Annotated in this window: 12 protein-coding genes; 6 read left to right on the top strand and 6 right to left on the bottom strand. The window is 37.3% G+C overall.

Annotated features, from left to right (window positions below; translation table 11 throughout):
• The first annotated feature begins 67 nt into the window (after positions 1-67).
• Positions 68-1,006: a zinc-dependent alcohol dehydrogenase family protein gene (locus tag J5J03_RS11455; protein ID WP_331460480.1), complete on the top strand. Its 939-nt coding sequence runs from the start codon at positions 68-70 to the stop codon at positions 1,004-1,006.
• 274 nt (positions 1,007-1,280) lie between these two features.
• Here J5J03_RS11455 and J5J03_RS11450 read toward each other — a convergent pair whose 3' ends face one another.
• The 6 genes from J5J03_RS11450 to J5J03_RS11425 all read right to left on the bottom strand — a co-directional run bounded on the left by J5J03_RS11450 (position 1,281) and on the right by J5J03_RS11425 (position 7,933).
• Positions 1,281-2,807 carry an MFS transporter gene (locus J5J03_RS11450; protein ID WP_208589659.1) on the bottom strand — a complete coding sequence of 509 codons (1,527 nt, stop codon included), beginning with the start codon at positions 2,805-2,807 and terminating at the stop codon, positions 1,281-1,283.
• 36 nt (positions 2,808-2,843) lie between these two features.
• The gene (locus J5J03_RS11445) at positions 2,844-3,461 is read right to left on the bottom strand and encodes an FMN-dependent NADH-azoreductase (protein WP_208589657.1); all 618 of its coding nucleotides are present in this window, start codon (positions 3,459-3,461) and stop codon (positions 2,844-2,846) included.
• Between the two features lie 361 nt (positions 3,462-3,822).
• Complete coding sequence (locus J5J03_RS11440) at positions 3,823-4,452, bottom strand: response regulator (protein WP_231710704.1); 630 nt, start codon at positions 4,450-4,452, stop codon at positions 3,823-3,825.
• Positions 4,443-6,113: a GAF domain-containing sensor histidine kinase gene (locus J5J03_RS11435; protein WP_208589655.1), complete on the bottom strand. Its 1,671-nt coding sequence runs from the start codon at positions 6,111-6,113 to the stop codon at positions 4,443-4,445. The genes J5J03_RS11440 and J5J03_RS11435 overlap by 10 nt, the downstream gene beginning before the upstream one ends.
• Positions 6,114-6,248: 135 nt before the next feature.
• The gene (locus J5J03_RS11430; RefSeq protein ID WP_208589652.1) at positions 6,249-7,034 is read right to left on the bottom strand and encodes an arylamine N-acetyltransferase family protein; all 786 of its coding nucleotides are present in this window, start codon (positions 7,032-7,034) and stop codon (positions 6,249-6,251) included.
• A 317-nt stretch (positions 7,035-7,351) separates the two neighbouring features.
• Positions 7,352-7,933: a CGNR zinc finger domain-containing protein gene (locus J5J03_RS11425; protein WP_208589650.1), complete on the bottom strand. Its 582-nt coding sequence runs from the start codon at positions 7,931-7,933 to the stop codon at positions 7,352-7,354.
• Between the two features lie 120 nt (positions 7,934-8,053).
• On the opposite strand from J5J03_RS11425, the gene J5J03_RS11420 reads away from it, so the two are divergent.
• The 5 genes from J5J03_RS11420 to J5J03_RS11400 all read left to right on the top strand — a co-directional run bounded on the left by J5J03_RS11420 (position 8,054) and on the right by J5J03_RS11400 (position 13,620).
• A complete protein-coding gene (locus J5J03_RS11420; RefSeq protein ID WP_208589648.1) occupies positions 8,054-9,280 on the top strand; it encodes an MFS transporter in 1,227 nt (408 codons plus the stop codon).
• A 41-nt stretch (positions 9,281-9,321) separates the two neighbouring features.
• Entirely contained in the window at positions 9,322-9,792 is a 471-nt protein-coding gene (locus J5J03_RS11415) for a DinB family protein (RefSeq protein WP_208589646.1), read from the top strand.
• A 276-nt stretch (positions 9,793-10,068) separates the two neighbouring features.
• On the top strand, positions 10,069-11,175 hold the full coding sequence (locus tag J5J03_RS11410) for an N-acetylmuramoyl-L-alanine amidase (RefSeq protein WP_208589645.1): 1,107 nt from the start codon (positions 10,069-10,071) through the stop codon (positions 11,173-11,175).
• Between the two features lie 658 nt (positions 11,176-11,833).
• Complete coding sequence (locus J5J03_RS11405) at positions 11,834-12,799, top strand: ABC transporter substrate-binding protein (protein WP_208589644.1); 966 nt, start codon at positions 11,834-11,836, stop codon at positions 12,797-12,799.
• A gap of 11 nt (positions 12,800-12,810) precedes the next feature.
• Positions 12,811-13,620 (top strand): ABC transporter ATP-binding protein, encoded by an 810-nt coding sequence (locus J5J03_RS11400; RefSeq protein WP_208589643.1) that lies wholly within the window; start codon positions 12,811-12,813, stop codon positions 13,618-13,620.
• Positions 13,621-13,800 lie beyond the last annotated feature (180 nt).

Below are 13,800 nucleotides of genomic sequence, written 5' to 3'. Positions count from 1 at the left end.
AAGGAGAATTATTATTTTGGAAGCCAATTGTGTTAAGTTTTACGAATTTGGGAGTCCCCAAAACGTTTTGAAGATCGAATCCAAAAATGTCAATCCACCATTAAATGGGGAAATCCTTGTTCATATGAAACTTCGGCCTATAAATCCATCTGATTTAATTCCTATTAAGGGTGCATATTCCCATAGGATTACTTTACCGGCTACCCCTGGTTATGAAGGGATTGGGGTTGTCGAAGATGTAGGAGTTGGCGTATCGAAAGAACTAATTGGTAAGCGTGTTCTACCATTACGAGGTGAGGGGACATGGCAGGAATATGTTAAAACATCTGCTGATTTTGCAGTGCCTGTCCCTGATTCTATAGATGATTATGTGGCTGCTCAATTATATATAAACCCAGTTACTGCATGGATAGTTTGTACGGATGTTTTAGAGCTAAAGTCAAGTGATACTTTAATTGTCAACGCGAGTGGATCTTCTATTGGTCGGATTTTTGCTCAATTATCTAAAGTAATTGGGTTTCGTATGATTGCAGTAACGAGAAGTGACAAATATACCAATAAGTTAATGGAGATGGGTGCATATACTGTCATAAATACGACAGAGAGATCATTAAATAAATCAGTTATGGAGTTAACGAATGGTTTGGGGGTCACCTCAGTTATCGATTCAGTAGGTGGTACGGAAGGGACAGAACTAGCCTTTTGTGTGCAACCGAATGGTACTTTCTTAACAATTGGACTATTATCGGGTAAACCAGTAGATTGGAAATTAATTTCGCAAAAGTCGGAGATTAAAGTTAAGTTATTTCATTTACGCCATTGGATTCAACGAATATCTATTCTTACTTGGCAACAAACGTTTAAAAAATTGATTACCCTTATTACAGAAGAGAAAATTGCATTAAATACGAGTGGCGATCCATACGATTTGTTAGATATAAAAGAAGCTGTTTCTATGTCCGAATCTAGAAATAAAGAGAAAGGAAAGGTTTTCTTAACAAATTGAAGTATTTGTAAGATGATTGAAAACACAGGAATTTATTAGAAGTTACAAGGTGCCTTATCCTTTGTTCTCTTCTTGATTAGGTAAATTTCAAGTTCTTATAGCTCTTTATGAAATGGATTTGCATCTAATATAAGGAGGCGTTTCATAAGCAGGAAGAAATGGATAAGCTTTATGATGCATATGAATGGGTATTGGAACTGATTGTGGATTAAGGGAAGAGTGGAGGATAATGGATGTCTCCACTCTGGTAAAAGAAATCTATTAAGGTATAATTTTAGGCGTTGTTTTTTAATGGACGTAAGATAAAGAAAGCTGTCAAAATCATTAGAACTATTGTAATGGCATAGACCACTTGCATTCCCAGCGTAAAAGAATTTTGTGCCAAATGAAGTAAATGCATTCCTGTTTCAGTTGGAAGACTATCTGCAATTCCCATTGCTGAACCGATATTTTCTGAGGCAATATTCATGGCTTCACTAGGGACTCCGTCAGTCTCTGCTCTGTTTAGTGAGAATCTGTAGATGATAGTGGCGATACTACCCAGCAATGCAATGCTAATGCCGCTACCGAACCCTGTTGCAACATCAGTTAAAGCAGAGGCAGAACTAGTTCGTTTCATTGGAGCTGAAGAAACAATTAGGTCGCTACCTAAGGTCATGATCGGACCTCCACCTAACCCTATCAGTGAAACGCCGGTTAACAAGAGAGGAACATTAGAAATCGATGAACCAATGATCACGATACATGCACCTCCAATAGCTACTAATACGCCGAGAGTCATTGCTATATAAACTTGAAAAAACTTTGTTAATACAGGTGCTATCATAGTTCCGATTACGGAAGTGAGAGCAGGAAAAATTAAAAGCAGTCCTGCTATCGCTGTTGAAAAACCGGTAACTCCTTGCAAGTATTGGGCAAAAAGCATATCAGGCGCAGTAAAAGTGAGCACTATAAGCAACATGGCAAGGAGGGAGATAGACAACGTCTTAAATTTAAATAAATTTAGGTCGAGCAATGGATCAGTAAGTTGTTGTTGTCGTTTGATAAAAAGCCAACCAAAAATCATTCCAACAGCAATTGATACGATATAAGTGGTAGCAATGCCATTTTCAGCAATTTGTTGAAAACCATAAATCACGCCTAATATGGATACCAGTGAAAAGGCAACACTTACATGGTCAGGATTTTTAGCTTGTCGATCCCGATATGTTGGCAATAACCAACTAAACATAAGGAACAATGCTGCAAAAGGTATATTAGCGAGAAAAGCAGCTCCCCACCAGAAATACTCTACTAAAAACCCTCCAAGAGGCGGGCCCAGTGCTGAACCGGCAGAAAAAGTACTGATGTAGAGGGCGATAGCGAAAGAAAATTGCTTTTGGTCAACGAACATATTTCGCAGTAACGCCATCGAAGCTGGCATGACGGTTGCCGTAGCAATACCTAACAATGCCCTAAGAGCAATGAGCATTTCTGGGTTTAATGCAAATGCAGCAAATGCGGAGCCAATACCATAGATACTTACACCGAAAATGAGTAACTTGCGCCGTCCAATCCGGTCTGCCAGACGCCCCATTGTGAGCACAAAGCTGATCGATAGAAATTCACCAATATGCAAAATCCATAGCATTTGGGAACTGGACGGGATAAGGTCGGCACTTATCGATGGCATAGCTAAGTATAATACACTTATATCTGTTGCCAACATAAACAGTGGAAGCATTAATACGATAAGCCCGCTCCATTCGCGCCAAGTTGCTTGAGACGATATATGATTTGTTTTTCTTTCCTTCCTTTTCATTTTAAACCTACCTTTCTGTCTCTTAAACCTATATAACTAAATTGTTTCCGCTGTTCGAGTCACTTGTTCCAGCCCTTGTTGAATAATTTTTTCGCTGCGATCTGGATATTGATGATGCCCTTCAATAACACATTCTGTAATATCGGTTATTCCGAAAAAATTCAAATGGTTACGTACAAATCTCACTGACATTTCAGATGGATCATCCTTTCTGTATATCCCACCTCTGGCATTTAGTATGATGGCCTTTTTATCTGTTAATAGCCCTTTAACACCCTCTTTTGTATATGTGAATGTTTTTCTAGGATGGTGCAAACAATCGAGATACATATGCAATGCAGCAGGAACCGTTAAATTCCATAACGGAAACGCTATAACGATTTTGTCTGCAGCAATAAATTGTTCTAAATGCTGTTGTTGAATGTCAGCTGCTGATAAGTTACTGGAGCCAAGGTTCAGTCCCAGAGGTGCTTGATTGTTGTTATCAATTAAGGAAGTACCTATAAGTGGAAGTGGTGTATGATATAAGTGAACTTCCTGTATTTCTTCTTCTGGATGGGATTCTCGGAACCTTTTAAGAAACTGTTCATACATTTTTACACTGATGGACTTCTCTGCTGGTCGATCATTCGCTTTGATAAATAAAGTAGTCATTTTTATCTCTCCAATCAAATATAGTGATCAAACAGTCAACTAGTGACTTGTTGAGTTCATTATATTGATTTCAAACGCTTTGCACATCCTGCTACTGTCTAAAAAATATCTACATAAATAGTCGTAGATAAGTAGTATAGAATTGATTTTTTGGGAAGTTAAAAAACGAATTATGTGTGTGGGAGTTAATGATAAGGGAGTGTGAAGAGAATGGGGCTTATTTAACTGGAATTGAAAGGCTTGCAAATGGAAGATCTATGTATGATTTAATAAATATATATAAGCAATAATTCTTAACTTCAATAGAAAAAGCTGTCTTAAGCTCTTTAGTAGAACTAATAGACAGCTTCTTCTTATCATATTAATTAAACCATTTATGCTTGATGGCATATAAGGCAGCTTGTGTACGATCCTGCACTTCCATTTTGCCAAAAATGTTAGTGATGTGTGTTTTGACAGTTTTTTCAGTAATGGATAGTTCTGCAGCAATTTCTTTGTTACTTTGACCATAGGTGATATGCTTCAAAACGGTTGCTTCTCTGGACGTAAGCATATCGATATTTTTTTCATCTTCTGTTATATGCGTCATTAGTTGATTGGTCACGTCTGGATGTAGTTTTTTTTGGCCGTCCATAACAGCCTCGATTGTTTCTACTAGAATATCAGGATCTACATCTTTCAATTGATAGCCATGTGCTCCGGCCTTAATTGCTGGTAAAACGTAATCCTGATCGGAAAAACTAGTTAGTATAATCACTTTTATTTCAGGAGAATTATTAATGATATGTTTTGTTGTCTCGATTCCATCCATTTTAGGCATCATTACATCGAGAAGAACGACATCTGGATGCGTTTGTTCTATCTTTTGTAAGGCTTCTTCTCCGTTCTGAGCTTCCCCAACTAGCTCGATGTGTGATTGTGTTTGTAAGAAAAAGCGTAACCCTTTCAGCACGACTAGGTGATCATCAACGAGCAGTACTCTTATAGACATTCTTTTTCCTCCTCATTTTGCATTGGCACTGTTACTGTGATACTTGTTCCTTTCCCGCTGATGCTTTCAATCGTAAATTTGGCATTGATTTCTTTCGCACGTTCTCTCATGCTTTTCATACCTATAGAGTGTTGTTTTTCAGCGGCTCCTCCACGACCGTGATCTGAGATTTTCATTTCTATAAAAGAAGATGTTTTCCTTATATGAACGATTCCCTCATTTGTTTTAGCATGTTTTTTTATATTATTTAATGCTTCTTGTGCGATTCGCCATAGAGCTTGCTCCTTCTTATCGGATAGCATGATATTTTCAGGAGCATGGATCTCTAATTGTAGACCAAGTTTACTCCCATATTCTTGGATGGATGTGGCAATTTCTTTGTCTAGTTCCTGTGGTCTTAATTGCCATATTAAACTTCGCATTTCACTTAATGCATCTTGCGACAAATTTTGAATATCTAAAATTGCCTCTGTAACCATGTCTTTACTATCTGTTGTGATCTTTTGCAACCCTCTTGCTGTCAAGGAAAGGGCGAATAATTTCTGGTTTACCGCATCATGGAGATCACGAGCAAGTCTGTTTCTTTCTTTTTCAACTAATAAAGCTTCCCACTCTTCTTGCAAGTATGTTTTCTCGATAGCCATAGAAAGGAGACCTGCGAGCACTTCAAGCATTTCTATTTCTAGATCGGTAAATACTGCTGATTCTCTGCCTAGTAAAAGAACACCTAGAGCGTGGCTCTGCCGTTCATTAGTTTCTAATGGCAAAGCGATAGTGTAACAGTTTTCCCATGTCTCTAGCGATGAATAACTTAAAGATTGTTGATAACTTTGGGAAATGCTCTTTTCATAATAAGCCTTGTGAATGATAGATGGAAGTGGAGCAAAGGGTTGTTCTGTTAACATCTTTGTATGTTGAGCATGGGTAATAGCACGTAACAGTAGTTCATTGTTTTCTTTTGTAAGAAGAGCAACCCTTGGCCAAAATTTAAAATGAGAACTTAACTCCTCTATAATCATTTTGTATAGTTCCTGGCGGTTACTTGCTTTCTCTAGTTGCCTGTTGAGGCGGTCCATATCTTTATAGTAATCTACAAGATAGCGAGCTATGGAATCTACTTCTTGTTTTTTTTGTGCTTCATATAGTTGAATACGCTCAGCAGCTGTGCCAATTTGGTATGCAATTGATTCTAATAAGAGCAATTCTTTCTGATCAAATCGTTTTTTCTCTAAAGAAGCAAGATTTAGTAATCCAAGTTTTCTGCCACGGATTGTCAAAGGAATACTGGCGTGAAACTTTAAGTTGCGAGTATCACCAGCGTTTTCTAGTATTGCTTCTTCTAAGCGAACGCACTTGATACTATTCACTGCATTGTGGAGGTTTCCTTCCCAGTAGAGTTGTAAGCAAGCGCAATCATAACAACCGCTACTACATGTCAATCTGTTAAAGTTATCATCTAAAAAGACAGGAGGAAGGTTTTGATAGGCAGCTAGCTCATAAGCACTCGCCTCATTGGTTAAAAATATCCACCCTGTTTGAAGTTCCATTAATTCTAATAGCTTTTTTAATGAAACTTCTAACATTTCATACATATCTATACATTGGTTTAAGGTAACGGCGATTTCTTTCTGAATAAGTAACTCCTTATCCGATTTGGTCATTAACATCCATCCTTTACCATTTCATTTTGGTCTTATTATAACTTAAATCAAGTGAAAAAACTTAAGGCCTAAGAGTAATTGATAAAATGGTTTTTAATAAAGGCTACACCATTTTCGAGTAGCCGTAATGACTATTCATAGAACTTGCAAGCCAAAATACTGGTGTACTAACTGTTTGAACCTTGCCTCATCGATCTGTTCTTTTTTTGACTTTCCATGACTCCATTGTGTGAATGAATTATTCGTTAGCGTTACATTTCCGTTACTTGTAAGTTTAGTAATCAGCGGGGATTTGTTAAAAGGTGACCTCTCATCCTGTACAATGATTTCCTGTAATTCATTTAATTCCATCATATCTGCCACTGGATGATTTGAATCAAATGTATAACCCATTTGCCAGTCAGTATGTTTATATCTTAGCTTGAATTGGAGCACGTTATTGCCATATTCAGTTTGTTGCCTTTGAACTCGAAAATCTCCATTTCGGGATATAACCGTATCACCATTTAATGGAACAGGCTTTAAGGGAAGATTTCCACCAAATCCGGTGTCCAGTAAATAAGTTTGTTCTTCGTGATGTAGAAGAATTGCTACGTGGGTTCTTCCAAAGTGGTACCAGTCCTGCTTTTCATCGTTATAAACCTCTCCGCGAACTAAAGTGGCATTAAATCCATTCTCAATCAAGAAAAAATAAAGTAATGGATTTAATTCAAAGCATAAACCCCCTTCGTTACGAATAAGTAATTTGTTGATTAAATTTTCCTTGGTTACGACTTCCGTTTTGTTTGCAATGATGCTTAAGTTTCCAAATGGAAACGTTGTTGCTGTTTTTTCAAGAATGGTATTTAAGGCTGTAAATGTAATTTCTTCGTTTGTGGAAACTTTGATTTTTCTACGGAATAACGTGTTTAGCTCACTCATTTGATTTTCCTCCTTTTACTCTCTTTACCTTGTTACTTTCTATGCTACCATTTAAGAAACTTTACACATCATGCATAGGTCTTAGTAAACCATACATAAAAGGTCTTATTCAGTTAATGACTCCATTAAGGAAACTTGCACTAACTAAATTCAATATACTTCTTAGTATTAAAATAATGGATCGTATGACTATTTGCCAGAAGAAAAAAAGTACAATAAACTGAGGAATGGAAGGAGCAGTTGGAAGAATAGCTGATCATTCATTTTCTAGTGATGTTGTGAAATAGAATTCGATGGAGAAATAGGAGTCCTAGCTCTTATTTCTCCTTTTTTTTGTGTTGATGACGGGTTACTTTATGACGATTCCCACATATTTTCATGGAGCACCACTTCCGTCTTCCACGGGTGTCGATAAATAACAAGACACATTCCGGATTTGCGCAACGATGGAGATAGCTCAATTGACCTGAGTCAATAAGGGATAAGGCATCTAGTGCAATCAAGGATACTAATGCTTTTGCAGGTTCTCCTACTGGAATAAGAACTAATTTACCATCTATCAATTGATAAGCAAAGGGAGCTTGTTTAATGAATAATTCTAAATCAGTGATCCAATCAGAAGACAGTTCTACTCCGTCCGCCACGTTTTCATAACTTTTACGCAACAATGAACGCATTTCACGTAAGCGAGGTAACGAATCCTCCGCCCAATCTTCTATATCCATATTAAACTGTTGATTCATGATGATATTTTCTTTTGTTAATGTATGGAACCAGGCTATTACATGTTCTGGTTTAGTAAGCAAATCGTGTCGAATACCATGTCGAACGACTTCCGTATTAATTAAATCAATGGAGATATTCCCTGATATAAGTGGGAAAGTTACTTCATTTGCCATTTGAATAACCCCTTTATTATTTTTTAACCTATTTTATCACACTTGACAGGTTAATTATAATGAATTATATTATTAACCAGTTAATATCATTTTAAAGGGTTAATTAAAGGAGGGGATTATATGACCAATGCTTTTTCAGGTACAAAAATGGTTGCAGTATCCTTTATTACATTAATGGGAGCATTTGGGTTAAATTTAACAGCAGGACAATTTTTTGCTCCATTAAATGATGCATATGGTTGGGATTTGGCGATTTTAAGCTTAGCTGTGTCCCTTAATATGATCATTTGGGGAGTTTTTCAACCAATTATGGGGAAGTTGATCGACAAATTTGGACCCAAATCAGTTATTACAGGTAGTGCAGCGTTAATGGGTATTGCTTTTATTCTTTCAGCAACGATCACACAACTATGGCAATTCTTTCTTTATTATGGTGTATTTACAGCCATAGGTTTTGCAGGCTGTGGTTCCATGGCTAATTCTGTATTAATATCTAGGTGGTATGTTAAGAAGCGAGCTAAAATGCTTTCAAGAAGCTCGATGGGAATGAATATCGGTCAACTTATACTGCTTCCGCTTACCGGATTTTTAATCGCTAGTACAAGTTTTCAAACTGCATTTGTCGTGCTAGGGTTTATCATGCTCGTTATCGTGGTTCCAATCATATGTATTGTAGTAAAGAATAATCCGTCAGATGATAATCAGCTGCCGGATGGAGATTCAACCTCTTTATATACAGAAGCGAGAAGTGTTTCATTGATGGAAGCTTTAAAAAGTAGCGATTTTTGGATAGCTACTTTAGGATTTGCTACATGCGGTTTTACTTTGTACTTAGTAACGATGCATATACCAAGCTTTGCAGTTGATTTAGGAGGTGGAGAATCACTGGGAGGAAAATTACTGGGAATCGCTGCTTTAGCAAGTGCATGTTCTATGTGGATGACGGGACAATTCACACGGAAAATAGGAAAAAAGAATTTACTCGTTTTTTTATACGTTGTCAGATTACTTGCTTTTTTATGGCTCGCATTATCACCAGGTATTTGGCAACTATATGTATTTGCTGTCGTGTATGGTGTCTCTTCCATGCCGATTATTCCACTTGTAACAGGAATCATTGGTGATAGATTCGGGAAAAACGCAATGGGAAGCATACTGGGATTTAGTTGGTTTATCCATCAAGTATTTGCAGCACTAGGTGTATTTCTAGGTGGTTATCTTCGAACAATGACAGGAAATTATGAAACTGCATTTTGGTCAGGGGCCGTTCTATTAGTGTTTGGTGTCATTCTTACAACATTGATTAAGGAACAACCTGTCCCTGTCAGCAGTAAAGTAACAGTTTAAGTAAGTAAAAATAAATAATCATAAGAAAGGATTGACCGTAAATGAGTCATTACCTTGTTGACCAGATTAAATTTGTGCGTAACAGTACATTGAATTATGTGAAAGATATCAATGAAAGGTACCTGGATGTTATACCTGTAGCAATGAATAATAATATTAGGTGGAACTTGGGACATATTTATCTCGTCACAGAAATATTTGCTTTTCAACTTACTGGTGAAGAAACAAATATACCGACTGATTTTCCTGAATTATTTAAGCCGGGGACATCTCCTAGAGATTGGTCTATAGAAGCCCCAGGGAAAGAAGAGTTACTATTTTTGTTAAATGAACAACGAATAAAAGTAGAATCACTATCGACAGAAAGAATAGAGGAATCCATTAAGGAAGTGTATACCACTTCGACAGGGCTAGAGATTAATAAAGTGAAAGAATGTTTGAGCTTTTGTCTTTATCATGAAGGAATGCATTTTGGGGGCATAAAAAGTATCTATCAGCAAATCTCAAAATAGAATAGTCGAAAAGCGTATTTTGATCCATGTTTTTCGAAATAGGAGATCAGTTTGTAGAATAAATTTGGCTCGATTATTATAACGGGACTAGCAATCTATTTGCAATATTATTTTTTAATGAACTAGTAAAATTATCCTCCTTCACCTCGAATTTGCTAGGTAAATATAATCTATTTTTGCTAGATAAGCATAGAAGTATATGATTTAGGGTAATCTACCATATGAATAAGAGGGATTTTTAGTAACTTACCTATAGGGGAAAAAAGGAGGATTTCAATGAATCATAGGCTAATTTCTCGACTCGTATTTATTTTTTCGTTATCTATTCTCTCATGCTTTTTATTACAACCAGTTATGGCTAGTAGTTCAGAATCCTATGAAGTTAGTTCATCGATTCTCAACGTTCGAAGTGCGCCTTCTTCTAATGGTGAAATAGTGGCGCAACTCATGAAAGGGGACGAGCTAGTAGTTTTTCAGGAAAAATACGGATGGGTTCAAACTTACTTTGATGGTGAAGAAGTATGGGTAGCTAAACATCATCTTATTCAACAGGCGTCTTCTAGTACAGAAGTTTCTACCGAAGCAAGTAACACACCAAAAAATGTTACGATTAAATCCGAAAGTATTTTTGTCCGTAGTGGACCAGGTACTAACTATGAATCGATAGGCTCGGCAGTATCTGGAGATAGTTTTGAAGTGACGGATGAGACAGATGATTGGTATCAAGTTAGGTTAAATGGGTCAGAGACAGGCTGGATAGCTTCTTGGTTAACGGAACAAGTAACACAAACAGTTCAGACATCGCAAGCCTCATCAAATAACAACACGGTTCCCTCAAACTCCAAAAGTTTAGAAGGATATAATATTGTGGTAGACCCAGGACATGGTGGCACAGATCCCGGCGCAATAGGATTCAATGGAGTACAAGAAAAAGACGTTGTGTTACCGACATCCACAAAAGTTATTGATCACTTGCGAGATGCCGGTGCCAATGTCATTGTCACTAGGTCAGGAGATTATTATGTTTATTTAGATGATCGTGTCCGAATTAGTAATAGCTATTATACGGATGCTTATATTAGCCTTCATTATGACGCATCCTTGCATATATCAGCAAATGGGATTGCTACATATTTTGCTGATAAGGCTGATAAGCACTTGGGTGATTCTATACAGTCAGCCATGATATCTCAAGTTGACCTTCATGACCGAGGAGTAAGACAAGCGAATTTCAAAGTGCTTAGGAATACATCAGCTCCTTCTGTTTTACTTGAGTTAGGCTTTATATCAAATCCTCATGATCTGTCTGTCGTACAAACAGCAAGTTATCAGAACGATATAGCACAAGGAATTACAAATGGATTAATCCATTACTTTGAATAAGTTAAGGTCAAGCGAGCTGAATAAATATTCAGCTCGCTTTCATAGTTTTATAGAGAAAGCATATAAATACGTTTCTAATCGTGCACTCTGCACTTTCTTATAAGTACAGAAAGTATGATAGGAAAAGGCGATTCAGAACATATATTTTAAGAAGCAAGAATAGCTATCCAGTATGAAAGGAGTTGTCATTCAACCGCTGCGGCTGACCCTTCGCTTTTCAAGGGGCATGCTCTTTTAGCTAACTTTTACAGGAGAAGTTCACTTCTGCAAAAGCGGACCCTCAGATCATGCTAACGCTAAAGGAGTCGAAACGCTCGGCCTTCGCTATACTTTTGCTCTACAACGAATAACAGAAAAAGCATATTGGTTTTATAACCCCTATTAGTGATTTCCTATGCCATACCATGCACTTTCACAGGGATAATAACTCAAGTTGTCTAGTCTGACAAATGTTGTAGAACATGGATAAAGCGTAGGCCGCCCACTTCCACTCCTGTGGGAATTGTTTAGCCTGAAGATCCACTTTTTCGAGTGGTTTTTGCTCAGTTTTTCTTATAGCTAAATATAGTCAAGGGTTGTAAAAATTAAGGGATTAGTATATACTCTTTAATTGATAATGATTATCAATATTGGTCGAATCGAGTTTGGAGGAGAAGTAGTGTATAAACGGAATAATAATAGTCTCGTAATCTTGTGCCTGTTGCTTGTTGTTTTGCTAAGCGCCTGTAACTCGAATGAAGCAGATTCAGCTATCAATGAAGAAGATAGCAAGGATGAAAGTGTCAGATATTACGAAAGTGAAAAAGGAAACGTGGAGATACCACTCGAACCTTCAAGAGTAGTTGTTGCTGTCAGAGATTATGTTGGCGATGTATTAGCTGCAGGAGTTAAACCTGTAGGAGTATCGGAAACAATGGTCTTGGATGCACCTTATTATCAGGATCAGTTAGATGGGGTTGAGAGTGTCGGAGAGGATACAGCAATTTCGTTAGAAAAAATTACAAGTTTAAATCCAGATTTGATTATTACATATGCAGAAGATTCATACGAACAATTGTCTAAAATCGCTCCAACGGTTTTACTTCCATACGGAACGCTTGATTATGAAGAACGCCTACTTGAAATCAGCAACATATTAAATAAAGAGCAAGAAGCCGAACAACGATTAGAACAGTTCCAGGAAAAAGTGAAGGAGAAGAAAGAACAACTTTCAAAGATTTTAGATCAAGACACGAAGGTAGCGATTATTGAAGTTACGGATAAAGATTTATACTTATTCGGTAAAACATACGGACGCGGAGGAGAAATTTTATATAACCAATTAGAATTAAAACAACCGCAGAATGTAGAAGAAGTAACAGAAGCTGAGGGGTGGGCAAGTATTTCCCAAGAAACAATACCAGAGTATTTAGGTGAAGCAGATTATATTTTGATGGGTGTGCGAGAGCAGGGATTAGACAGAAAAGCAGAGGTCCAATCTAGCAAACTATGGACGGAATTACCTGCTGTTAAAGAAGGAAAGGTCTATGAATATGACCTAGACTCGTTCTATTTTCAAGATGTTATCGCACTGGAATATCAATTAGATTTACTGGTGGATTTCTTTCAATCTAGTGAAAAGTGAGGAGATGTAACATGGATGCTTTAGATGTCAACAATATCAGTGTAGGTTACTCAAATGACTTAATTATCAAAGATTTAAGTGTTTCTATGCCTAAACACAAGATCACTACTATTGTCGGACCTAATGGATGTGGTAAATCTACATTGTTAAAGACCATTGTACGTGTGTTGCAAGCAAAAGAGGGGGCTGTTTTCCTTGAAGGCAAAGCGATCCATACATTAGATACTAAAGAGGTTGCTAAACGTATGGCGATTTTACCTCAAACAGCACAAGCACCTAGCGGACTAACCGTATTTGAATTGGTGTCTTATGGACGTTTTCCGCATCGTAAGCGGATGGGTAGATTATCTAAACAAGATTATGAATATATTCATTGGGCTCTGGATGTAACAGGTTTGAATGATTTGCGAGACCAGCCCGCCAATGCTTTGTCGGGAGGTCAGAGACAAAGAGTGTGGATTGCAATGGCATTGGCACAAGGAACCGATATTCTTGTACTTGACGAACCGACTACCTATTTAGATTTAGCTCATCAATTAGACATTTTATTATTATTACAACGTTTAAACAAAGAGGAAGGTCGAACCATTATTATGGTTCTCCATGACTTAAATCACGCATCACGTTTTTCTGATTATATGATTGCAATGCGCGACGGAGCAATTGTAACGGAAGGAGCACCAAACGAAGTCATGACTTGTGATTATTTAAGAAGAGTTTTTCAGATTGATGCAGAATTAATTTCATGCCCGTACAGTGCAAATCCGGTCTGTTTATCATATCAGTTATGTGAGCATAGTGTGGGGTGCAAAGTTAGATAGTATGAGTCATTTCCCATGGTTCTAATCTTCTGTAAGCCTCCCGCTTAAGTAACACAATGATAAATAGGGATAACCTAATATTCTGACAAGTTTCGCTAATGATCAGCGGGGGGATAAACCCCAACTGATGATAGTCACACTTTATCTGTGCATAAAAGAAAGGAACTATCAATAGATGGA

It is taken from the genome of Gracilibacillus suaedae, from assembly GCF_017599345.1.
GTDB classification, from domain to species: Bacteria; Bacillota; Bacilli; order Bacillales; family Amphibacillaceae; genus Gracilibacillus; species Gracilibacillus suaedae.
This window is presented reverse-complemented; position numbering and strand designations above follow the sequence as displayed.

Excerpts from the sequence above, each read along its gene's own strand:
- J5J03_RS11435 (WP_208589655.1), bottom strand. The coding sequence starts at position 6,113 with ATGACCAAATCGGATAAGGAGTTACTTATTCAGAAAGAAATCGCCGTT.
- J5J03_RS11445 (WP_208589657.1), bottom strand. The coding sequence starts at position 3,461 with ATGACTACTTTATTTATCAAAGCGAATGATCGACCAGCAGAGAAGTCC.
- J5J03_RS11430 (WP_208589652.1), bottom strand. The coding sequence starts at position 7,034 with ATGAGTGAGCTAAACACGTTATTCCGTAGAAAAATCAAAGTTTCCACA.
- J5J03_RS11410 (WP_208589645.1), top strand. The coding sequence starts at position 10,069 with ATGAATCATAGGCTAATTTCTCGACTCGTATTTATTTTTTCGTTATCT.
- J5J03_RS11450 (WP_208589659.1), bottom strand. The coding sequence starts at position 2,807 with ATGAAAAGGAAGGAAAGAAAAACAAATCATATATCGTCTCAAGCAACT.
- J5J03_RS11400 (WP_208589643.1), top strand. The coding sequence starts at position 12,811 with ATGGATGCTTTAGATGTCAACAATATCAGTGTAGGTTACTCAAATGAC.
- J5J03_RS11415 (WP_208589646.1), top strand. The coding sequence starts at position 9,322 with ATGAGTCATTACCTTGTTGACCAGATTAAATTTGTGCGTAACAGTACA.
- J5J03_RS11420 (WP_208589648.1), top strand. The coding sequence starts at position 8,054 with ATGACCAATGCTTTTTCAGGTACAAAAATGGTTGCAGTATCCTTTATT.
- J5J03_RS11440 (WP_231710704.1), bottom strand. The coding sequence starts at position 4,452 with ATGTCTATAAGAGTACTGCTCGTTGATGATCACCTAGTCGTGCTGAAA.
- J5J03_RS11425 (WP_208589650.1), bottom strand. The coding sequence starts at position 7,933 with ATGGCAAATGAAGTAACTTTCCCACTTATATCAGGGAATATCTCCATT.